The 20,463-nt window shown below is 66.9% G+C and carries 19 protein-coding genes and 1 tRNA gene; 12 read left to right on the top strand and 8 right to left on the bottom strand.

Features of this window, described 5'->3' with window-relative positions; translation table 11 throughout:
- Nucleotides 1-12 precede the first annotated feature (12 nt).
- Nucleotides 13-372, top strand: a complete 360-nt coding sequence (locus tag PKE72_RS06145; protein ID WP_271164484.1) for a hypothetical protein — start codon at nt 13-15, stop codon at nt 370-372.
- A 2-nt stretch (nt 373-374) separates the two neighbouring features.
- Here the strand turns inward: PKE72_RS06145 and PKE72_RS06140 are convergent, their stop codons facing one another.
- The 4 genes from PKE72_RS06140 to hemC form a co-directional block, all read right to left on the bottom strand.
- Nucleotides 375-728 (bottom strand): helix-turn-helix domain-containing protein, encoded by a 354-nt coding sequence (locus PKE72_RS06140; RefSeq protein WP_271164483.1) that lies wholly within the window; start codon nt 726-728, stop codon nt 375-377.
- Nucleotides 729-982: 254 nt separating this feature from the next.
- Nucleotides 983-1,058 (bottom strand) — tRNA-Thr (locus PKE72_RS06135).
- A gap of 40 nt (nt 1,059-1,098) precedes the next feature.
- On the bottom strand, nt 1,099-1,818 hold the full coding sequence (locus PKE72_RS06130) for a uroporphyrinogen-III synthase (protein ID WP_271164482.1): 720 nt from the start codon (nt 1,816-1,818) through the stop codon (nt 1,099-1,101).
- Nucleotides 1,815-2,780 carry a hydroxymethylbilane synthase gene (gene hemC, locus PKE72_RS06125; protein ID WP_271164481.1) on the bottom strand — a complete coding sequence of 322 codons (966 nt, stop codon included), beginning with the start codon at nt 2,778-2,780 and terminating at the stop codon, nt 1,815-1,817. Before hemC ends, PKE72_RS06130 begins: the two co-directional genes overlap by 4 nt.
- Here hemC and tsaD point away from each other — a divergent pair.
- The 4 genes from tsaD to PKE72_RS06105 all read left to right on the top strand — a co-directional run bounded on the left by tsaD (nt 2,779) and on the right by PKE72_RS06105 (nt 8,187).
- Complete coding sequence (gene tsaD, locus PKE72_RS06120) at nt 2,779-3,981, top strand: tRNA (adenosine(37)-N6)-threonylcarbamoyltransferase complex transferase subunit TsaD (RefSeq protein WP_271164480.1); 1,203 nt, start codon at nt 2,779-2,781, stop codon at nt 3,979-3,981. The genes hemC and tsaD overlap by 2 nt on opposite strands.
- A 26-nt stretch (nt 3,982-4,007) precedes the next feature.
- Nucleotides 4,008-5,006 carry an NAD(P)H-dependent glycerol-3-phosphate dehydrogenase gene (locus PKE72_RS06115; RefSeq protein WP_271164693.1) on the top strand — a complete coding sequence of 333 codons (999 nt, stop codon included), beginning with the start codon at nt 4,008-4,010 and terminating at the stop codon, nt 5,004-5,006.
- A gap of 5 nt (nt 5,007-5,011) precedes the next feature.
- The gene (locus PKE72_RS06110; RefSeq protein ID WP_271164479.1) at nt 5,012-5,386 is read left to right on the top strand and encodes a Rieske (2Fe-2S) protein; all 375 of its coding nucleotides are present in this window, start codon (nt 5,012-5,014) and stop codon (nt 5,384-5,386) included.
- Nucleotides 5,387-5,676: 290 nt separating this feature from the next.
- A complete protein-coding gene (locus PKE72_RS06105) occupies nt 5,677-8,187 on the top strand; it encodes a TonB-dependent receptor (RefSeq protein ID WP_271164478.1) in 2,511 nt (836 codons plus the stop codon).
- Nucleotides 8,188-8,290: 103 nt separating this feature from the next.
- Here the strand turns inward: PKE72_RS06105 and PKE72_RS06100 are convergent, their stop codons facing one another.
- The 3 genes from PKE72_RS06100 to PKE72_RS06090 all read right to left on the bottom strand — a co-directional run bounded on the left by PKE72_RS06100 (nt 8,291) and on the right by PKE72_RS06090 (nt 11,809).
- On the bottom strand, nt 8,291-10,675 hold the full coding sequence (locus PKE72_RS06100) for a PAS domain-containing sensor histidine kinase (protein ID WP_271164477.1): 2,385 nt from the start codon (nt 10,673-10,675) through the stop codon (nt 8,291-8,293).
- A gap of 95 nt (nt 10,676-10,770) precedes the next feature.
- Nucleotides 10,771-11,337: a hypothetical protein gene (locus PKE72_RS06095; RefSeq protein WP_271164476.1), complete on the bottom strand. Its 567-nt coding sequence runs from the start codon at nt 11,335-11,337 to the stop codon at nt 10,771-10,773.
- A 64-nt stretch (nt 11,338-11,401) separates the two neighbouring features.
- Complete coding sequence (locus PKE72_RS06090; protein ID WP_271164475.1) at nt 11,402-11,809, bottom strand: CBS domain-containing protein; 408 nt, start codon at nt 11,807-11,809, stop codon at nt 11,402-11,404.
- Between the two features lie 177 nt (nt 11,810-11,986).
- On the opposite strand from PKE72_RS06090, the gene PKE72_RS06085 reads away from it, so the two are divergent.
- The 6 genes from PKE72_RS06085 (at nt 11,987) to PKE72_RS06060 (ending at nt 18,479) form a co-directional block, all read left to right on the top strand.
- Nucleotides 11,987-12,799 carry an isocitrate lyase/PEP mutase family protein gene (locus PKE72_RS06085; protein WP_271164474.1) on the top strand — a complete coding sequence of 271 codons (813 nt, stop codon included), beginning with the start codon at nt 11,987-11,989 and terminating at the stop codon, nt 12,797-12,799.
- A gap of 79 nt (nt 12,800-12,878) precedes the next feature.
- Entirely contained in the window at nt 12,879-14,741 is a 1,863-nt protein-coding gene (locus PKE72_RS06080; protein ID WP_271164473.1) for a monovalent cation:proton antiporter-2 (CPA2) family protein, read from the top strand.
- 88 nt (nt 14,742-14,829) lie between these two features.
- On the top strand, nt 14,830-15,849 hold the full coding sequence (locus tag PKE72_RS06075; RefSeq protein ID WP_271164472.1) for a phospholipase C/P1 nuclease family protein: 1,020 nt from the start codon (nt 14,830-14,832) through the stop codon (nt 15,847-15,849).
- Nucleotides 15,849-17,333, top strand: a complete 1,485-nt coding sequence (locus PKE72_RS06070) for a tetratricopeptide repeat-containing sulfotransferase family protein (RefSeq protein ID WP_271164471.1) — start codon at nt 15,849-15,851, stop codon at nt 17,331-17,333. Before PKE72_RS06075 ends, PKE72_RS06070 begins: the two co-directional genes overlap by 1 nt.
- 10 nt (nt 17,334-17,343) lie before the next feature.
- Nucleotides 17,344-18,159, top strand: coding sequence for an RNA methyltransferase (locus PKE72_RS06065; RefSeq protein WP_271164470.1), 816 nt, complete (start codon nt 17,344-17,346; stop codon nt 18,157-18,159).
- Nucleotides 18,156-18,479, top strand: a complete 324-nt coding sequence (locus PKE72_RS06060; RefSeq protein ID WP_271164469.1) for a YnfA family protein — start codon at nt 18,156-18,158, stop codon at nt 18,477-18,479. The genes PKE72_RS06065 and PKE72_RS06060 overlap by 4 nt, the downstream gene beginning before the upstream one ends.
- Before the next feature lie 194 nt (nt 18,480-18,673).
- Here PKE72_RS06060 and PKE72_RS06055 read toward each other — a convergent pair whose 3' ends face one another.
- Nucleotides 18,674-19,507 (bottom strand): hypothetical protein, encoded by an 834-nt coding sequence (locus tag PKE72_RS06055; protein WP_271164468.1) that lies wholly within the window; start codon nt 19,505-19,507, stop codon nt 18,674-18,676.
- Nucleotides 19,508-19,880: 373 nt separating this feature from the next.
- Here PKE72_RS06055 and PKE72_RS06050 point away from each other — a divergent pair, with 373 nt between their 5' ends.
- A complete protein-coding gene (locus PKE72_RS06050; protein ID WP_373878070.1) occupies nt 19,881-20,438 on the top strand; it encodes an OmpA family protein in 558 nt (185 codons plus the stop codon).
- The last annotated feature ends 25 nt before the right edge of the window (nt 20,439-20,463 follow it).

Below are 20,463 nucleotides of genomic sequence, written 5' to 3'. Positions count from 1 at the left end.
AGGGTATTAACTGTGACTGCTAAATCTCTCGCGAACTTCATGCCGCTGTTCCGATCATGGTTCGAAACTGCCCATATCGCAGAAAAGCTCGGCGTCTCCAGCCTCGCGTCAAGCGGCGATAACCTGCTTCTCGCCGAGTTGGATCTGGGTCCCATGGTCGAGGCCGAGGCGCGGCTGCTGAACCACGCCCCATCCAGCGCCCTCGAGGCTGCCTGCATGTTGGAAATCGTCCGTCAGAACATCGCCGACTCAGGCCGTTCCGACAGCCTCGATGCGCGGGCCCTGGAGGCCGTCCAATCGTGGCTGGCGGACCTCGCGGTTGGCGGGGAGGCTGGGCCAGCCATGGAACGGCTGCTGCGAACCCGCCCCTGATCTCAGCCGCGCAGGCCCTTTGCAACGACCAACAGGGCGTCGCGCTTTTCGGCGTCGTGTATGTTGCGGAAGGCGGAAAGCAATTCCGCCACCCCTGGGGAGGCGAGAACCAGTTCGTCGCCCTCTGCCGTCTCCAGTTCGCCCAACAAGGCGGCGCCGGTCGATTTCAGAACGGCGGCGATCTGCAGCAGTCGAGCGGCCGATACACGGTTCACACCGCGCTCGTACTTCTGGATCTGCTGGAAGGTCACGCCGGCGCCGGCGGCGAGTTGGGCCTGGGTTATGCGGAGTTCTTCGCGACGGCTGCGGATGCGCGCGCCGATGGCGATGTCGATGGGATCTACAGTGTCGCTCATCTTGGCCTTCGGGGGGGGGACGATAATGCCGTCGTCAGGCCCCAAATCATCGAAGGCGTCAAGCCGTAGCTGCACTTTAGAGGAATGCTACGTACTCAGACTATCATTCTTCTCAACCATGAAGCGATTATCAAGGTTAAGGTGTTGAGGCTACAATATTAAGTCTCAGGTGTACCGCCTTATGTTTCAATTCTGAAACGATCCAAGGCAAGCTCGGTGTTTGCTTCAGACCTGCGAAAACGAAGGCCGGAAGGTGGTGCCGCTTGCGTGACTCGAACACGCGACCCCCTCATTACGAATGAGGTGCTCTACCGGCTGAGCTAAAGCGGCCCGGTTGCGAAGGCGAAGCAGCCCGCGCGAGAGGCGCTCTTTATACGGGCGTATCGCGCTTGCCAAGCGCCGCTTTCAAGGTCGCCAACAATGTCGCCTCGTCGGGCCGTTCAGACACGGCCGGGGTGAGGCCAAGGGCGACCAGGGGCGTAGCGGCTGCGTCCGAGATACAGGCGCAAATGACAGCGGCGGGCTGGGTCATGCAGGACGCCAGCGCCTCTCCGGCGCGCGGGGAATGGATCAGCACCGCGTCGCAAACGGGCGGTATGAGCGGTGTGTGGGTCGTGCGATACGCGCTCAGGATCTCGACGGTGATGTTGCGAGCGCCTGCGGCCTCCAGAGCAGCGGATAGGTCGCCGGCGGGTGTCTCGGCCAGCGGCGCCAGCAGGACCGCGTCGTTCAATTCAGCAGCGATCAACCGCGCCAGGGCGGTCAGGTCGCCGTCAGCGGATCGGACGGCGACGAATCCGGCCTGACGTGCGGCCTGGGCCGTGGTCTCGCCGACCGCGAAGACTGGACGGTCGCGACGCGGTGTCAGGGCTGCGAAGGCTGCGACGCCATTGGCGCTGGTGAAGGCCAGGGCGGCGAATCGGTCCAGGTCTGGAAGGGCAGGCTTCAGATGTTCGACCGCCAGCAGCGGATGGACGAGCGGCTCGAGCCCCATGTCGCGCAGGCGTGCTGCGGTGCGCGACGCGCCCGGCTCGGCGCGAGTGACCCAGACGCGCGGTTTCGCCGGCTTGTCGGGGCGGGGGGCGGTCACCCGTCCAGGGTCGAGGGATCGACCTCCTGATCGCCTGCGAAGGCGTGGACCTCGCCGCCGAGCCGCTGGCCTAGGGCGCGGGCGTCGGCCTCGTTGGGTTGGAACAGCTCGCCGGCGCGGCGCCAGCGCGCCGATCCGTTGGGGCTGAGCATTTCGGTGGTCAGACGCAAGGTGTCGCCCTCGATCAGGGCGTGGGCGCCGACCGCCGTCCGGCACGACCCCTCCAACGCCGTCATGGCCCCCCGTTCGGCGGCGACGGCGACGGCGGTTTCAGGGTGGTTAAGGGCCGCGACCCAGCGGGCGTTCAGGGGGGCGTCGATGTCGGCGGCGCGGGTCTGGATGGCCAGAGCGCCCTGGCCCGGCGCCGGCAGGAAGGCGTCCAACGACAGCTTCTCGCGAATATGTTCAGTCACGCCCAGCCGGGTCATGCCCGAGACAGCCAGCAGTATGGCGTCGAAATCCCCGTCGGCCGCTCGCCGCAGACGGGTGTCGATGTTCCCGCGCAGCATTTCGATCTTCAGGTCCGGCCGCAGGGCCAGGGCCTGGGCCTGACGACGCAGGCTGGCCGTGCCCAACCGGGCGCCGAACGGCAGTTGGTCGAAACTGGCGAAGTCGCGGCTGATGAAGGCGTCGCGGGCGTCCTCGCGTTCCGGGACTGCGGCGATACACAGGCCCTCGGGCTGTTCTGCGGGGACGTCCTTCATGGAATGGATGGCGATGTCGATCCGGCCGTCCAGCAGGGCCTCCTCGATTTCCTTGGTAAACAGGGCCTTGCCGCCCAGTTCCATCAGGCGGCGGTCCTGGATCCGGTCGCCGGTGGTGACGATCTCGACCAGGGGTACGGCGGCCTCGATTTCGTCTTCGGGCACGCCCAGCGCGCGACCGATCGCCCGTTGCATCATGCCGGATTGGGCCAGGGCCAGTTTCGACCGCCGGGTGCCGATGCGGAGAGGAAGGGTCATGATCGTTGCTTACCGGACGCCGGATCGCTACCTCGACCCGATGGAGAGTTCCGCCGACTATAGCAGCGGCGCCGCAGCGGCAACTGGACGGGATGTCCCCCCCGTTTCTGGTGAAGCCCTGACGGTGCTGGGTCTCGAGACCAGCTGCGACGAAACCGCCGCCTCGGTGGTGCGCCTGTATCCGTCCGAGCGGGGCGGCCGGGCCGAGGTCCTGTCCTCGGTCGTCCATAGCCAGATCGACGACCACGCGGCCTATGGCGGCGTCGTCCCAGAAATCGCCGCTCGCAGCCATGTCGAGATGATCGCCGAGGTCACGCGCCGCGCCATGGCCGAATCCGGCCTGGGCTATGACGGTCTGGACGGGATCGCTGCGACGGCGGGGCCGGGTCTGGTCGGGGGCGTTATGGTGGGCCTGAGCTTCGGCAAGGCTGCGGCCCTGGCGCGCGGACTGCCCCTGGTGGCGGTCAATCATTTGGAGGGACATGCGGTCTCGGCCCGGTTGGGCGAGGAAGTCGCCTATCCCTTCCTCCTGCTGCTGGTGTCCGGCGGCCATTGCCAACTGCTTGAGGTGCGCGGCGTCGGCGACATGAGTCGCATCGGCGCCACCATCGATGATGCGGCGGGGGAGGCGTTCGACAAGATCGCCAAGGCGCTGGGCCTGGGTTATCCCGGCGGGCCCGCGCTGGAGCGGCTGGCGGCCCAGGGCGACGGCTCGAAGATCGACCTGCCGCGCGCCCTGCTGGGGCGCAAGGATTGCGACTTTTCCTTCTCGGGCCTGAAGACGGCGGCCTTCCGTATCGCCCAGACGTGCGAGACCGAGCAGGACAAGGCTGATCTGGCCGATGCGGTCCAGACCGCCATCGCTCGACAATTGTCGGATCGGTCCGAGCGGGCCCTGGCTGCCTATGCCGAGACCCATGAGCACCGGCTATTCGTTGTGGCTGGCGGCGTCGCGGCCAACAAGACCATTCGCGCCACCTTGCAGGCGACGGCGGCGAAACACGGTTTCGACTTCCTGGCGCCGCCCATGGCCTATTGCACCGACAATGCGGCAATGATCGCCCTGGCGGGCGCGGAACGGCTGGCGCTGGGCCTGACCAGCGAGATCGACGTGGTCGCCCGGCCGCGATGGCCGCTGGACGAAGCGCGCGCTCTGGCCGATCCTTCGCACAAGCCGGGTCGCAAGGGCGCGAAAGCATGACCAACGAGACCGCCCCGGGAGGGCCCATGGAATTCCGCACCGCAGGTGTCATCGGCGCCGGCGCCTGGGGCACGGCCCTGGCCCAGGTCTGCGTCCGCGCCGGGCTGGACACGACGCTTCAGGCGCGCGAGCCCCAGTTGGTCGAGACTTTGGCGGCCACGCGGGCCAATGATCTTTATTTGCCGGGCGTCACCCTGGCTGAGGATCTCAAATTCACCGCCGACCTGGCTGATCTGCGCGACTGCGACCTGATCCTGGCCGTGCCCCCGGCCCAGCATATGCGCGGCGCCCTGACCGCTTTTGCACCCTATCACCGCGCCGGCGTGCCGGTCGTGCTTTGCTCCAAGGGCGTGGAGCGGGGCACGATGAAGCTGATGACCGAGGTGCTGGCCGAGACCCTGCCGGACGCCCCGGCGGCGGTTCTGTCCGGCCCCAGTTTCGCCGGCGAAGTGGCGCGCGGTCTTCCGACCGCCGTCACCCTGGCCTGCGCCGATCCCGTGCTGGGCCAGGCCCTGCTGAACACCTTGTCGGCGCCGGGCTTCCGTCCCTATCTGGCCACCGACCTGATCGGGGCCGAGGCGGGCGGGGCGCTGAAGAATGTCCTCGCCATCGCCTGCGGCGTGTCCGAGGGGCGTCAACTGGGCCGTAGCGCCCACGCCGCCCTGATCACGCGCGGCTTTGCGGAGATGACCCGCCTCGCCGTCGCCATGGGCGGCCAAGCCGAGACGGTTGCGGGCCTGTGCGGTCTGGGCGACCTGGTTCTGACCTGTTCCAGTCCCCAGTCGCGCAACATGAGCCTGGGTCTGGCTCTGGGCCAAGGCCAGACGGTGGAACAGGCCTTGGCGGGCAAGCGCTCGGTGGCCGAGGGCTATGAGAGCGCGCCGGCCGTGCGCGAACTGGCCGCCCGTCTGGGTGTGGAGACCCCCATTGCCGAGGGCATCGCCGCCCTGCTGGCGGGTGAAATCACTGTGGACGGCCTGATCGACGGCCTGTTGTCGCGCCCCTTGAAGGCCGAGCGGGTCTGACCCCCGTGTCCGACGAAGCGACCGCGCGCAAGCGAGTCTGGAAGACGCCGCCCGGCGTGACTTTGTGCGCCGAGGCCGACATCGCCGATCCCGGCTCGCGCGGTTTCGTTCTCCAGATCGGCGACGCCTTCTTCCACGGTTTCTTGGTGCGCAAGAACGGGGCGGTCGCCGGCTGGATTGATCGCTGCCCGCACGCCGGCTTCCCCATTGCCATGGAGCTGGACCGCTATCTGACGCCTGATGGCTCGCTGATCCTGTGCGGCTGGCACGGCGCGGTGTTCGAACCGCTGACGGGCGAGTGCGCGGGCGGTCCGTGCGCAGGCGGGCGGCTGACGCCCTGGCCGGTGGTTGCGACCGCAGGGATTGTTCGCACAGCCTGAAGTCCTGCTTGGACTGACGAATCTGGTCAGATATTGCGTTTGCGACCGCTGCCCATGGGCGCTCTTACATTTCAGATCGGAAATATTGAATGTCTTAAATGTCCTGACGACGTCATCAAGGAAAATATAGTTTGTTGTAATCTTTCAATATTGAAATATTGGGGCGAAAGACTGTGATTGTCATTTATACTTCACATTTTTTTCGAGAATTGTTCTGCTGAACCGATTACCGGGCGAGCGATGGGAGAGCCGATACGGCCGCCCGTACGCATCAATCGGGGATCGATTAAATGACAAGCCGCAAACAGCTGATCTGGGCGACAACCGCCCTGGCCGGCGTTCTCTCTCTCGCCGGAACCGCCTCCGCCCAATCAACGGGCACCGAAGCCGCCGAATTGAACGAAATCGTTGTCACGGGTCAGCGCGGTCCGCGCACCATCGACGGCGTGATCACCGCCGAGCAGGTCGGCAAGAGCCGCTCGACCATCAATCAGGAGCTGATTTCGACCCAGGTCTCGGGCCAGTCGATCAACGAAGTCCTGAACCTGGTTCCGGGCATGAACTTCACCAACAACGACCCGTACGGTTCGTCGGGCGGCAATATCCGCCTGCACGGCTTCGACGGCCCCCGCATCGCCCAGACCTTTGATGGCATGCCGCTGAACGATTCGGGCAACTACTCTCTCTATACAAACCAGCAACTCGACAGCGATCTGATCGACAAGGCGACGGTCAACACCGGCACCACCGACGCCGACAGCCCGACCGCCTCGGCCACCGGCGGCACGATCAACATCTCATCGATCAATCCGACCGAAGACTTCGGCGGCTGGGTGCAGGGCTCGCTCGGCGACTTCAACTATCAGCGCTTCGCCATGCTGCTGAACACCGGCGCTGTCGGCCCTTGGGGCACGCGCGCCTGGTTCGCCTATTCCGACCAGTCCTATGACAAGTTCAAGGGGCAGGGCGATCTGAACAAGATCCAGTACAACGCCAAGATCTACCAGCCGATCCGCGACAACGGCGACTTTGTCTCGCTGGCCGCGCACTGGAACCGCAATCGCAACAACGCCTACAACGGCCCGTATCTGATCCAGTCGGCTACGGACTCGCGTTCCGACGTTGAGGTTAGCCCCTATGGCTGGGATGTGGATTTCACCCCGACCTATACGGCCCCGACGTTTGTCAACGGCTCGGCCGACGTCGATCAGAACGGTAGCGGTGCATCTACCTATTGGGGTCTCCGCATCAACCCCTCGGACACAGGCAATATCCGCGGACAGTCGCGCTTCACCTTGACTGAGGGCCTGATCTTCACGTTCGACCCTTCGTTCCAATATGTCCTGGCCAATGGCGGATCGCAGAATACCCGCCTGAGCGAGACCGATGCCCAGCTGCGCGGTTCGCACACCTCGGGCGGCGTGGACCTGAACGGCGACGGCGACACGCTGGACAGCGTTCGCGTTATGACGCCGTCGAATACCCACACCCAGCGCTATGGCATCAACACGTCGCTGCTGTGGTCGCCGAGCGAGAACCACTCGTTCCGCCTCGCCTATACCTATGATCGGGCGCGTCACCGTCAGACGGGGCAGTACGGCTATGTCGACTATACGAACGCTTCCGCGCCGGTCTTCGCCGACACCTGGGGCGGCTTGAAGGAAGAGGACAACCGGGTCGTCAACCTGGACGGCTACGCCCTGCGTTCGCGTGACCGCCTGTCCTATGCCGAACTGAACCAGTTCGCCGTCGAATATCGCGGCAAGTTCATCGACGACCACCTGCGTCTGAGCCTGGGCGTCCGCGCGCCCTTCTTCAAGCGCGAGATGAACCAGTACTGCTACTCGGCGAAGGGCACGAGTTCGGTGCTGTGCACCACACAGACGGCGACGGTTTCGCCGAACTCGACGGCCAACTATACCTACTACCGCTTCGGCACGTCGACGACCGACTACATCGCCCCTTACAGCCGCGAGAAGACGTTCGACGACATCCTGCCGAACGTGAACGCCACCTGGCGCTTCAACTCCGCCCACAGCGTGTACGGCTCCTATGCGGAAAGCCTGACCCTGCCGCGAACGGACAATCTGTACACGGTGATCTACAACGATGATGGCGACCTGGTCAGCCCGATCGTCGATCCGGAGAAGAGCAAGACCTTCGACATCGGCTATCGCTATCAGAGCGGAACCCTGATCGCCTCGGCCAGCGTCTGGTACAGCAAGTTCGAAAACCGCATCCTCTCGACCTATGATCAAGAGACCGAAATCTACGCCGACCGCAACGTCGGCGACGTAGACCTGAAGGGCTTCGACGCCCAGCTCGGTTTCTCGCCGATCGAGCCCCTGTCGATCTATCTGTCGGCCTCTTACAACGACAGCGAGATCAAGGACGACGTGGTCTATAACACGACCACGACCTACAATACGGCCGGCAAAACCCTGGTCGAGGTTCCGGACTGGACCTTCGGTCTGCGCGCCCAGTACGAAGCCGGTCCGCTTCAGACGGGCGTTCAGGTCAAATACGTCGGCGAGCGTTGGGTCACCGACGTCAACGATCTGAAGGTCGACGCCTATACGACCGTCAACGCCGACGCCCGCTTCGACCTGGGCTATTTCGGCATGGCCGGCACCTATGTGCAACTGAACGTCATCAACCTGTTCGACGAGGACTATTATGGTTCGCTCGGAACGATCGTGACGGTCACGCCCGGAGAGCCCGGCTACAGCGCGTCTACCCGTCCCTATGCGTCGCAAGGCGCGCCGCGGACGATCCAGGCCTCGGTCCGTTACGCCTTCTGACGATCTGTGGGGATCCGCCTCCGGCGGCGTCCTTAGGCGAAACGCCCCGGAGCTTAGGCTCCGGGGCGTTTTCGTTTGGGCGTCGATCAATCGGCGCCCCGGCTCAGGCGGCCAAGGCGGTCTTCATCGGCGTGACCGAAGACGTCGGCCGCCGGGTCGGCAGGTCGAAGCTGACTACGGTGCCGACGCCGGGTTCGCTCTGCATCGCCAGCTGGCCGCCGTGCAACTCGATCAGCGACTTGGTCAGGGCCAGGCCCAGGCCGGTGCCTTGGGTGGTCTTCGAATGCTGGCCCTCGACCTGTTCGAACGGGCGAGCCAAACGCAGCAGATCCTCAGGCGCAATCCCGATGCCCGTGTCGGCGCAGGCGACCCGAATACGATCCTCGCCGGCCGGTCCCCTGAACGGCGTCAGCGACAGGGTGACGGCGCCGCCCTCGGGCGTGAACTTCACGGCGTTGGAAATCAGGTTCAGCAGGATCTGTTTCACGCCCCTCTGGTCGGCCTCGATATCGGGCAGGTCGCCGGCCTCGACGGTCAGGGTCAGGCCTGCGTCCTCCGCCTTGCCGCGCATCAGACGGACCGCGTCGTCGCACACCTCGTGCAGCGATACGGGCTCGTAGTGCAGGGTCATCTTGCCGGCCTCGATCTTGGCCATGTCCAGGATGTCGTTGATCAGGCTGAGCAGGTGCTGGCCCGACTTCAGGATGTCGCCGGCATAACCCTTGTACTTGTCGCCTATGGGGCCGAACAGTTCGGCGGCCATGATCTCCGAGAAGCCGTTGATGGCGTTCAGCGGGGTGCGCAATTCGTGGCTCATATTGGCCAGGAATTCGGACTTGGCCTGGTTGGCGGCTTCGGCCCGGGTCATGGCGACCTCGTATTTCCGCGCCAGTTGCGACAGCATCTGCTGGCTGGATTCCAGCTGGGCCACGGTCCGGCTCAGATCTTCGACGGCGCGGCGGCGCTCGGCCTCCTCGCGCTTGATGGCGGTGATGTCGGCGGCGGTGACGACCGATCCGCCTTCGGAGGTGAAGCGTTCGGACAGCTGAAGCCAGCGCCCGTCATGCAACTCGACCTCACGCAGCCCTGCGCGCCCATGCGCCGGGGCATGTTCGGCCTTGATGGCCAGGGCGGCGATCCGGTTCAGCTCATCCTTGGCCGCACCGCGTCGCACGACGCCTCGCTCGAATCCGAAGGCGTCCTCGAAGGCCTGGTTCGACAGGATCAGACGGCCGTGCCGGTCGAACAGGACGAAGGCGTCGGAAATGCTCTCCACCCCGTCTCGCAGCCGGCTTTCGGCCGACTGGGCGGCCGCCTTGGCGCGGCGTGCCTCGGTGATGTCCAGCGCCACCCCCAGAATGACCGAAAAACCGGCCTCGCCGCGTTCGCCGCGCGCCTGCCCCCGCGCATCGATCCAGCGGGTGCGCCCGCCCTCGCCGGGGACGGGGAAGGTCACCTCGAAGGCGCCATAGGCCGAGGCCTGGCGAAGGGCGTGCCGCACTTCGTCGCGGAAACGAGGATGGATGCGGGCCATCACCGCATCGCTGGACGTCACGCCGCCCCGTTCGAAGCCCAACAGGGTCGCCATGTAGTCGGACAGTGTGACTTCCTCGGCCTCCAGGTCCCATTCCCACACCCCGCAACGGGCGGCTTCCACGGCGACGCGGAACCGGCGCTCGGACGAGGCCCATTCGCGGCTGGCGCGGGCCCGGCGCACGCCTTGCCAAAGGAACAGGCCTACGACGCCCAGCCCCAGAACGATGGGCGCGCCCAGAACCCAGGAGTCGTCGATCAGCGCGGCCAGCCCGTGCGCCGACGGTTCGCCCGACGCCACCACATAGGGACCGCCTGGCGTGACCGGCACGGCCACGACCGTGCGCTCGACACTGCCGGTCTTGATCTCGCGCGGCTGATCCAGCGAAGCCAGGTCGCCCGCCGCGACGCCCAGCACGGCCTGGGCCGGTTTGCCTTGCTCGTCGGCGTTTGGGGAGGCCAGGACGATCCCCGCGGCGGAAACGATCCGTATGCCGGCGTCCTTCTCAAGGGGCGGCGTGATCCGCGCTTCCAGCCGTCGTTCCCAGAGGTCGGATCCAGGCATTGCGATCTCGCCCTCGCCCTGGCTGGCCAGGACGGCGCCATCGGCGCCGATGACGGTGAAGCCAATGTCCGGCGCCGCCTGACGCGCGGCCTCCACGACGGCGATGGGTTCGGCGTCCTCACTCAGGGCGGCTTCGCCGGCGTCCAAACCGTCGCGCGCAGTGCGCATCAGGTCCGCGGTCCGGCGGGCCGTCAATTGCGCATTGAGGGTCAAATTCTCTTCGCTGAGGCGCAGCGCCTCACGGACGGGGCGGCCGGCCTCGCGTGACAGCAGAAGGCCGTAGCCGGTGGCGCCCAAGGCTAGAACCAGGGCGCCGATCCGCATCCAGGCCGGAGCGCCGGAGGCGCGGTCGGTGGCGCGTCGACCCCGTCCTTCCTGCCTCCGCTCCATGCCCCGCAAGGCGATCTCCCGACCAAATCAGCTTCAGGGGGAATCTAGGCTGCGTCGCGGATTCCTGTCGAGGCTTGGTTAACGGTTTCTGAACCTCAGGCGGCCGCCGCCGGGGATGGAATCCGCGCCGGCGGCGATTCAAGTATCTCGGTGACCGGCCGTAGGGTGTCGCGAGCCTGTCGCGCCAACGCCAGAAGCGCGGGCGGAGCGTCGTCGGGCGCCTCAGCCACCAAATCGATCAAGCTCTCGGCCAGTTGCATCAGGCGCGGCGCGGTGGCGATCAGCCGGGCTTGGAATTCGATTTTCTCAGGGTCCCGGTCATATTCCGCCCCCGGCACCCGCCAGCCGCCCCAATCGGCGGTGTCGGTGACGACGACGGGGTAGGTTCCAGGCTGGGGATGATGCAGGCAGTCTTCCTCCGCCTGCCATTTGTTGCGCGCCCGCAGCAGGCGCCAGTCACCGACTTCGGCGCCGGCGGCGTCTTCTGCAGCCATCATCAGTTCGGTGGCGGCGAATTCACGCCCAAGGCCCACGTCGTAAGTGACGCGCACCGGCTCGTCGAAACCCTTGGCCCAGACGGGCTGAACCTTTTCGATCGTGGCCCAGGCGCCGACGCATTCGACCCAGACTTTTTGACCCTTCTGGAACTGCGCGCGCGCCATCCCACCCTCCAGCGATTTCCGCGAGGATGCATGACGGGCGTTAGCGTCCGGTGTGAGGGTTGGGTTAACGCGAAATACTCTCCAGCGTCTCGCCGGCGTACTTCTCCTTGACCCGCGTGGACAGGTCTCCCAGCGAGATTACCCCGACGATCCGGCCGTGTTTGTCCACCACGGGCGCGCGTCGGATTTGGCGCGACCCCATCAGGTCGAGAACGGACTTCAGGTCGTCAGTGTCCAAGACAGTGTGCGGATCACGGGTGATATATTCGACGACAGGCGCCGTGGGGGCGGCGCTGGCGGCGAGGGCGCGCACGACGATGTCGCGATCGGTGATGGCGCCGATCAGTTGGTCGCCGTCCGCCACGGGCACAAAGCCGAAGTCGCCCTTCGCCATCCGCGCCGCAACCTCCTGGATCGTATCGCCGGGGTGGGCCAGGTGGACATCCCTGGTCATGACGTCGCGGATTTTCATCGGATTTCCTCGTGAAGGCTTGACGGTAAAACCCGTCGAAAGCAGCGGGGTTCCGCTGTGACCCGCCGCAGTGCGGCGAGCTGAGGCCGTTACGCTGTCATTTTGCCCGCGTCCGAAAATCGCCAGCCCTTGGGCCTGGATTTGATGTCAGATGGCGCATCCAGACAGGAGATCAGCATGACCGACCAAACACGCCGCGCCCAAGTCTTCCGCGACCTGCATCGCCAGCGCGGTCTGATCCTGCCGAACGCCTGGGACGCCGCCAGCGCGCGAGTGTTCCAAACCTCAGGGTTCGCCGCCGTGGCCACCACCAGCGCAGGCGTCGCCTGGGCGCGCGGCGCTCGCGACGGCGAGGCTCTGACGCGCGCCGAGATGATGCGGGAGATCGCGACCATCGCCCGCGCCCTCGATCTGCCGCTGAACGCCGATGTCGAGGCCGGTTACGGCCCCACCGCGGCCGATGCGGCCGAGACCGCGCGCCAGGCCTGGGCGGCCGGCGCCGTCGGCGTAAACTTTGAGGACGCGGACTATGCTGCGCCCGGCGCTCTTACATCGGTGTCCCATCAGCAAGCCCGCATCGCCGCGATGCGCGACGCCGTGCCTGAAATCGTCATCAACGCTCGCACGGACGTCTTCTTGTTGGGGTTGGGCGACAGCGAGGTCGAGCGGGTCGGAATGGCGATCGAACGGGGTCGCGCCTGGTTGGAGGCGGGGGCGGATGTCGTCTTCCTGCCGGGTGTGACCGATCCCGCCGTCGTGAAGCGTCTGGCCGATGGGGTCGGCGGGCCGATCAGCCTGATGGCGGGGCCGGACGCGCCGCCGGCGACGGCGCTGTTCGCGGCGGGCGCTTGTCGGATCAGCACCGGCCCCTATCCGATGCGCGCCATTCTGGAGCGGTTGAAAAGCCTGGCGGATGGACTGGCCGCCGATTGGTCGGTCATGTCCCCTGCCGGAGACGGCCTGACGAAAATCGGCGTCGTCTTTGGTTGATCGCGGCGTTGGTGTGGGCGGATAGGGCTCGCATTATCGCGTCCGCTTCCCCAATATTGTGGTTCGCATATCAGGGGACATGATGGCCGAGGCGGCGACGGGACTGGATCTGGGCGCGGCTGCGGCCCTGCTGGCGGCGGGCGTCATCGCCGTGCCGGTGTTCAAGCGGGTCGGGCTGGGGTCCGTGCTCGGTTATCTGGCGGCCGGGCTGGCCATAGGGCCGTTCGGCCTGAAGCTGTTTCAGGAGCCTGAGACCATCCTGCATGTCGCCGAGTTCGGCGTGGTCATTTTCCTGTTCATCATCGGGCTGGAGATGCGGCCCAAACGCCTTTGGGGTCTTCGGAAGGAGATCTTCGGTCTGGGCGCGGCCCAGGTCCTGTTCTGCGGCCTGATCCTGACCCTGACCGCCATGCTCGCAGGCTTTTCGGCGCCGGTCGCCTTCGTCGGCGCCATGGGCTTCGTCCTGTCGTCCACCGCCGTCATCATGCAGATGCTGGAAGAGCGGGGCGAGATCGCGGGCGGGCCCGGACAGCGGTCCGTCTCGATCCTGCTGCTGGAAGACCTGGCCATCGTGCCGCTTCTGGCCATTGTCGCGATTCTGGCCTCGGTGCTGGGCGTGGCCAACGAGCAGGCGCCGCCGCTGTGGCAGACCATCGGCTTCGCGGTTGCTGCGGTCGGCGGCGTGCTGTTGGCCGGCAAATATCTGGTCAATCCGATCTTTCGCCTGTTGGCGCGGTATGGCGGGCGCGAGGTGATGACGGCCGCCGCCCTGCTGGTGGTGGTCGGCGCCGCCTGGGCCATGTCGCTGGGCGGGCTGTCGATGGCCATGGGCGCCTTCCTGGCCGGGGTGCTGCTGTCTGAATCGACCTTCCGTCATCAGTTGGAAGCCGATGTGGAGCCGTTCCGCGCCATCCTTCTGGGCCTGTTCTTCCTCAGCGTCGGCATGTCGCTGGACCTGTCGGTCGTGGTCGCCGACTGGCGTCTGGTCGTCGGCGGCGTGGTCGCTTTCATGGCGGTCAAGGCGCTGGGCATCTATGGCGTGGCTCGCCTGTTCAAGGCTTCGCACCACGAGGCGGTGGAACGGGCGGCCCTGTTCGCCCAGGGCGGCGAGTTCGCCTTCGTCCTTTACGGTGCGGCGGTGACGGCCGGTCTGTTCGACGCTCAGGTCGGGGCCATGCTCTCGGCCATCGTCATCCTGTCCATGGCCTTGACGCCCCTGACCAGCCTGATGACCCGGCGCCTGCTGCCAAAGCCGAGGGTGTCTGCCGAGGACGCCGAAGGCGTGGACTTCGCTAAGGATCTGCGCGGCCAGGTTCTGATCATCGGCTTCGGCCGCTTCGCCCAGGTGGTGTCCCAGCCCCTGCTGGCTCGCGACGTCGATGTCTCGATCATCGAAAACGACGTCGAGATGATCCAGGCCGCCTCCCAGTTCGGCTTCAAGGTCTATTACGGCGACGGCGCCCAGCTGCACACGCTGCGCGCTTCCGGCGCGGACGAGGCCGAGATCGTCCTGGTCTGCGTCGACAAGCCCGAGGTCGCCGACCGCATCGTCGAACTGGTCAAGTCCGAGTTCCCGACGACCAAGATCATGGCCCGCGCCTTCGACCGGGGCCATTCGATGCGGCTGATCCAGGCCGGGGTCGATTATCAGATCCGCGAGACCTTCGAGTCGGCGTTGAAGTTCGGCAAGCGCGCCCTGATCGAGCTGGGCATGGACGAGGGGCAGGCGGCCGAGACGATCGGCGACGTCCGCCGCCGCGACGAGGCGCGTCTCGACCTGCAATTGACCGGCGGCATCAAGGCCGGCCGCCAGCTGATGCGCGGCAATATGCCGACGCCGCAGCCCGCCCCCTACGTCAAGCCGCGCCGCGAGGGCAAACTGCTGAACGAAGACGAGGCGGGACCGCCTGCGCCGGTCGCGCGAGAAACCGTCGGCGACTGAGGTCGAGGGCGCCTGTTCGCGCCCCCCTATTCAGCCCCGCCCCGATCATGCTTTTAGAGGCGCAGTGCTTTCCTTCCGGGTCCGTCTCATGAAACGTCTCGCCATCGCCGCCCTGGCGCTCATCGCCGTCGTCGCGCCCGCCGTGACTGTCGATGCCTGGGGCAATACCGGGCACAGGCTCATTGGCGTGGCGGCGATGCGGGCCCTGCCTGACGCACTGCCCGCCTTCTTGAAGACGCCTGGCGCGATCGCCGACGTCGGCGAGCTGGCGCGCGAACCCGACCGCTGGAAGGGCGCCGGCCAGCCGCACGACCGCGAACGCGACACTGCCCACTTCATTGACCTGGATGACAACGGCCACGTCTTCGACCCGCGCGGCATGACCCTGGCCGAACTGCCGCGCCTGAAGTCCGAGTATGATGCGGCCCTGACCAAGGCGGGGCTGGACGTCGATGACGCCGGCTATCTGCCCTACGCCATGATCGACGCCTGGCAGAATCTGGGCCGCGACTTCGCCTACTGGCGCGTGTTGAACGCCGCTGAGAAGCGCGAGACCAATATGGAGCGCCAGGCCTGGTACCGGGCCGACCGCCTGCGTCGCGAGGCCCTGATCCTGCGCGACATCGGGGTCATGGGCCACTATGTCGGCGACGGGTCTCAGCCGCACCACACGACGATCCACTACAACGGCTGGGGCGACTTCCCGAACCCCGAAGGCTTCACCAGTTCGCGCCAGACCCACGCCCTGTTCGAGGGCGAGTTCACCAACCGCGTCGCTCGTCTGGACGCGGTCGAGGCCCCCATGCCGGCCGCCAATTTGGACGGGTTCGACGTCAAGGCCCGCACCGTCGCCTACCTGACCACGACTGTGGGCACAGTCATTCCCTTCTACCGGCTGGAGAAGGCTGGGGGCTTCCGCGACAGCGATCCGCGCGGCGCCGCCTTCGTCAACGAACGTCTGGCGGCGGGCGCGGCCGAGCTGCGGGACTTCATCACCGCCGCCTGGACCGCCTCGGGCAGCGCCTCCATCGGCTGGCCCGCCGTCAAGGTCGCCGAGGTTGAGGCTGGAACCGTCGATCCCTGGATCGCCATGGTCGGTGAAGACTAATGTCTGACGCACACCAAGTCCGCCTCGCTCAAGGCGCGACCCTCGAGCGCCAAGGGCGCATCCCCGAGGCCGTGGTCCTCTATCAATCCGTCGTCGCCGAGCGCCCGGAACTGGGCGATGTCTGGTACGATCTGGGCCGGCTTCTGCGGCGCATGCGTCGCCTAGACGACGCCCTGGCCGCCTATGATCAGGCCCTGGCCCAAGGCGCGCGCGACCCGCAGGAAATCCACCTGAACCGCGCCGTGATCTTCGCCGAGGATCTGAACCGGCCCGATGCGGCTGAAACCGAGCTGAAGACTGCGCTCGCGCTGTCGCCCGCCTATGCGCCCGCCCGGCTCAACCTCGGCAATCTATACGAGGACGCCGGGCGACGGGACGAGGCGCGGCAGGCCTATGAGGCCGTTCTCGCCGCCGAACCGAGCCATGGGACGGCCCTGGCGCGGCTCGCGGGGGTGCAGGCGACGGCGACGCCGGACGATCCCCTGATCGGTCGGCTGCGGTCCGCCCTGGCCGCCACGCCGGAAGGGCTGGAACAGGCGGATCTGGGTTTCGCCCTGGGGCGGATTCTGGACGCGGCGGGCGACTATGACGCGGCCTTCCACGCCTATGCCGCCGCCAACCAGGCCAGCGCCGCCCTGGCTCGGGCCAAGGGCGTCGTCTACGATCCCGCCAAGGCCGAGGCCCTCGTCGATCGGCTGATCGCGGCGACGCCGGCCCCGGTGGCGGCCCTGGAGGACGACGATCCCGCTGCGGCGCCGATCTTCATCTGCGGCATGTTCCGTTCGGGTTCGACCCTGGTCGAGCGCATCCTGGGCGGACACAGCGGCGTGCGCGCCGGTGGAGAGTTGGACCTGCTGCCGACCCTGGCCGCCAATGTCTTCAATCCCTTCCCCGAAGCCCTGGGCGTGTTCGACGACGCCAGCCGGCGCAAGATCCGCGACGTCTATCTGAACGCCGTGCGCGAGCGCGTGCCCGGCGTCGGCGTCGTTACGGACAAGCGGCCGGACAACATCCTCTATATCGGCCTGGCCAAGACCCTGTTCCCCAAGGCCCGGATCATCCACACCGTGCGCAATCCGATCGACAACGCCTTGTCGGTCTTTTTCCTGCACCTGTCCTACGACATGGCCTATGCGCTGGACCTGGAGCACGCCGCTCATTGGACGGCCCAGGAACGACGGCTGGCGGCGCACTGGAAGTCGGTCTGGCCGGACGACGTGCACGAGGTCGACTACGACGACCTGGTGGCGCGGGGCGAGCCGGCCGTGCGCGATCTGGTCCAGGCTTGCGGCCTGGCTTGGGAGCCGTCGGTGATGGATTTCCATCAGCGGCAAGGGCCGGTCCGCACCGCCAGCGTCTGGCAGGTGCGTGAGCCTCTGTACGCTCGCGCGTCAGGGCGGTGGAAGAACTATGCGCCGCACCTGGACGATCTGCGCGCAGCTCTAAACCGCTATGGTCTGGCCCGCTACGGTCTGGACGGGTAGGGAGGCGGCCATGTCCGCTTCTCCCGATTTCGCCGCCGCCGATCTCACGCCCCCCGCCGTTATCCTCGACAAGTCTCAGATGGCCGAGAACATCGGCGCCGTGGCGCGGGTGATGGCCAATTTCGGCCTGACCGACCTGCGTCTGGTCACGCCGCGCGACGGCTGGCCCCAGGAACGGGCCTGGGCCACGGCCTCGGGCGCTGACTGGGTGCTGGAGGGGGTGCGGGTGTTCGACAGCGTCGCCGAGGCGGTCGCCGACCTGAACACCGTCTTCGCCACCACCGCCCGTCCACGCGAGACGCGCCAGCCGGTTCGCACCCCGCGCGAGGCCGGCCGCATCCTGTACGACGACACCGCCTCGGGCCTGAAGACCGGCCTGTTGTTCGGCGGCGAGCGGGCGGGGCTGGAGACGACCGACATCGCCCTGTGCGCCGGCATCGTCACCATTCCCATCGATCCGAAACACCACTCGCTGAACCTGGCCCAGGCGGTGGCGATCAACGCCTATGAGTGGCGCACCCTGATCCTGGACGCCCCGCCGCCTCGCTTCCGCGACAGCGAGCCGCCGGCGTCGAACGATCTGCTGGTGGGCATGTACGAACATCTGGAGGCGGAGCTGGAGCTCGGCGGCTTCTTCTATCCGCCCGAGAAGAAGCGTTCGATGAGCCAGAACCTGCGGGTCATGCTGGGCCGCGCCGCCTTCTCCGAACAGGAGGTCGCCACCATGCGCGGCGCCATCCACGCCCTGGCCAAGGGCCGGGGGCGCGTGCTGGCCAAGCTGGCGGCCGAACGGGCGGCGAAGTCGAAGACGGACACACCCGAGTGAAGTCCCTGCTGATCTATCCGTTGGCGGCGCTGGCGGAGATCGGCGGCTGTTTCGCCTTCTGGGCCTGGCTGAAGCTGGACCGGTCGCCGTTCTGGCTGGCGCCGGGCGTAGTCTGCCTAATCGCCTTCGCCGGACTGCTGACCCTGGTCCCCAGCGACGCGGCCGGCCGGGCCTTCGCCGCCTATGGCGGGGTCTATATCTGCGCCTCTCTGGTCTGGATGGCGGTGGTCGAGAAGACGACGCCCGACCGCTGGGACCTGATCGGCGGGCTGGTCTGTCTGGTCGGGGCGGGGATTATCCTGTTTGGCCCGCGCGCCTGACCAGCCCTTCTTTCGTCATTCCGGGCGAAGCGAAGCGGAGACCCGGAACCCAGCGGCGCGCGGGAGCGCGAACCTGTCGCGGACTCTGATCTTCCAACACCTAGCGGCGGATAGATTTCGCCTTCGGCGCCGCTGGGTTCCGGGTCTTCGGGCGAAGCGGCCCTTCGCCCGGAATGACGAAAGCAGGAAGCGCCTCACCCCGCCCCCAGCAGATCCGACCAGCGCCAGCTCCCCTTGCCCAGGGCGATCCGCGCCCCTTCGGCGCCATCCTCCAGCTTCAGCACGGCGAGGCCGGTCATCCGCTGGTTCTTGCACTCGGCCGGAGCGAAGGCGACTTCCAAGGCGATGGCCTGGCGCACGCCGGCAAGGCCTTTGCCTGACTGGTTGCGGCTTTGCAGCCAGTCGCCGTCCCAGACCAGCATGGCCCGGCCCGAGGCGTTCATCTCGTGGCTGGCGGAGATGACGGCGCGGCGAACGGCGGCGTCGTCGCGCACCGCGTCCTGAACCCAGCGCACCATGTCGCAGGACCCGCCGCCCGAACCGGGGCCTGATCCCGTTCCTCCGGTGCCGCCGCTTCCGCCAACCCCGTTTCCGCCGCCGCCGCCTGGTCCCGCGCCGACCGTCATTGCGCCCGCCAGCTGGGCCGCGCCCAGCAAGGGCAGGGGCGGTCCCGGCGGCGCGGGGGCGGCGGGCAGGGGCTCCACGTCGGGCGGAAGCCGGTCCACCACCAGGCGTGGCCGCGCCGCCGCGACGGCGGGCGGCGCGCGTCGCGGGGCAGGCTTGGCCGGAGCGGGGCTCTCTTCCGCTGCGGCCGGGGCGTCCGGCGTGGGCGAAGGGGCGGGTGCGGGGACACGCGCTGGCGGAGGCGGTGGAGGGGGCGCGGCAAGTTCGACCACGATCGCCGGTTCCGGCGTCGGCAGGGTCGGCGTCTTAGGCTGGACGGCGGTCATCATCAGCACCAGGGCCGCGTGTCCGACCAGCACCGGCGCGATCGCCAGCGCCCGTCGTCGCGTCGCTGCGGCGCTCAATCGCCTATCCGTGATGTGGTGTGAGACGCCGTTCGCATGGTCATCCGCGACGAACCCCTGTAAAAAATCACGACCGCCTGTTGAAAACATCTGGTCGCGTCAGGAACGTGGCATGAGTCCGAATACAACCGGCCGCTGCTCAAGATCACAAATAGAATGTGGTGTCCGCCATACGGCGAAGCCTACTGGCGGGCCAACGTCCTGGCTCGCGCTCTGGTTCCGATCTGCCGCAATATTTGTGCGAAACAGGTGCTCATATAACGGCTAAGCTGACATTTTACCGCCCAAAGCTCGTCATTACTCCGCCTTCCCTCCTACCGCAGTTTCATCTGGCGCATGGAACTGGGCGTGGCGCCCCCAGCAAGAAGGAGACATGAACTTGAGCAGATCGAAACTCAGGACGGCGGTCCTAGGCGGCGCCCTTATCGCCCTCGGCTTCGCGGCCAGCGGCTGCGCCAGCCATCGTTTCGTGCGTGATCAGGTCGAGGTGGTGGATACGCGTGTGACCGGCGTTGAAGGCACGGCGGGCCAGGCCCTCCAACGCGCCAACGACGCGCACAAGCTGGCGGAAGGCAAGTTCCTCTATCAGGTCGTCCTGTCGGACGACTCCGTGAAATTCCCCACCGACGCGGCGGCCCTGTCACCCGAAGCCGAGCAGCGCCTGGCCCAGTTCGCCCAGCGTCTGCAGGGCGAGAACAAGAACGTCTATCTGGAAATCCAGGGCTATACGGACGCCACCGGCACGCCCGAACATAACGACCAGCTGGGCGAGCAACGGGCGGAGGCCGTCCGTCGCTTCCTGAACCGTCAGGGCGTCGCCCTGAACCGGATGGCGACCATCTCCTATGGTCAGGAGCAGCCGGTGGCCTCGAACGACACGCCGGAAGGCCGTTCGCAGAACCGCCGCGTGACCATCGTGGTCCTCGCCTAACCAGCGCCAAGGAAAAAGACCGGCG

This window comes from Brevundimonas intermedia (assembly GCF_027922165.1).
GTDB classification, from domain to species: domain Bacteria; phylum Pseudomonadota; class Alphaproteobacteria; order Caulobacterales; family Caulobacteraceae; genus Brevundimonas; species Brevundimonas intermedia.
The sequence above is the reverse complement of the archived record's forward strand: the minus strand, read 5'-3'. Positions and strand labels throughout refer to the sequence as shown.

Bases quoted from the DNA above. Each gene is read 5' to 3' on its own strand.
- PKE72_RS06075 (WP_271164472.1), top strand. From the start codon at position 14,830: ATGAAACGTCTCGCCATCGCCGCCCTGGCGCTCATCGCCGTCGTCGCG.
- PKE72_RS06065 (WP_271164470.1), top strand. From the start codon at position 17,344: ATGTCCGCTTCTCCCGATTTCGCCGCCGCCGATCTCACGCCCCCCGCC.
- PKE72_RS06090 (WP_271164475.1), bottom strand. From the start codon at position 11,809: ATGAAAATCCGCGACGTCATGACCAGGGATGTCCACCTGGCCCACCCC.
- tsaD (WP_271164480.1), top strand. From the start codon at position 2,779: ATGATCGTTGCTTACCGGACGCCGGATCGCTACCTCGACCCGATGGAG.
- PKE72_RS06080 (WP_271164473.1), top strand. From the start codon at position 12,879: ATGATGGCCGAGGCGGCGACGGGACTGGATCTGGGCGCGGCTGCGGCC.
- PKE72_RS06050 (WP_373878070.1), top strand. From the start codon at position 19,881: ATGAACTTGAGCAGATCGAAACTCAGGACGGCGGTCCTAGGCGGCGCC.
- PKE72_RS06105 (WP_271164478.1), top strand. From the start codon at position 5,677: ATGACAAGCCGCAAACAGCTGATCTGGGCGACAACCGCCCTGGCCGGC.
- hemC (WP_271164481.1), bottom strand. From the start codon at position 2,780: ATGACCCTTCCTCTCCGCATCGGCACCCGGCGGTCGAAACTGGCCCTG.
- PKE72_RS06095 (WP_271164476.1), bottom strand. From the start codon at position 11,337: ATGGCGCGCGCGCAGTTCCAGAAGGGTCAAAAAGTCTGGGTCGAATGC.
- PKE72_RS06085 (WP_271164474.1), top strand. From the start codon at position 11,987: ATGACCGACCAAACACGCCGCGCCCAAGTCTTCCGCGACCTGCATCGC.
- PKE72_RS06140 (WP_271164483.1), bottom strand. From the start codon at position 728: ATGAGCGACACTGTAGATCCCATCGACATCGCCATCGGCGCGCGCATC.
- PKE72_RS06070 (WP_271164471.1), top strand. From the start codon at position 15,849: ATGTCTGACGCACACCAAGTCCGCCTCGCTCAAGGCGCGACCCTCGAG.
- PKE72_RS06115 (WP_271164693.1), top strand. From the start codon at position 4,008: ATGGAATTCCGCACCGCAGGTGTCATCGGCGCCGGCGCCTGGGGCACG.
- PKE72_RS06100 (WP_271164477.1), bottom strand. From the start codon at position 10,675: ATGGAGCGGAGGCAGGAAGGACGGGGTCGACGCGCCACCGACCGCGCC.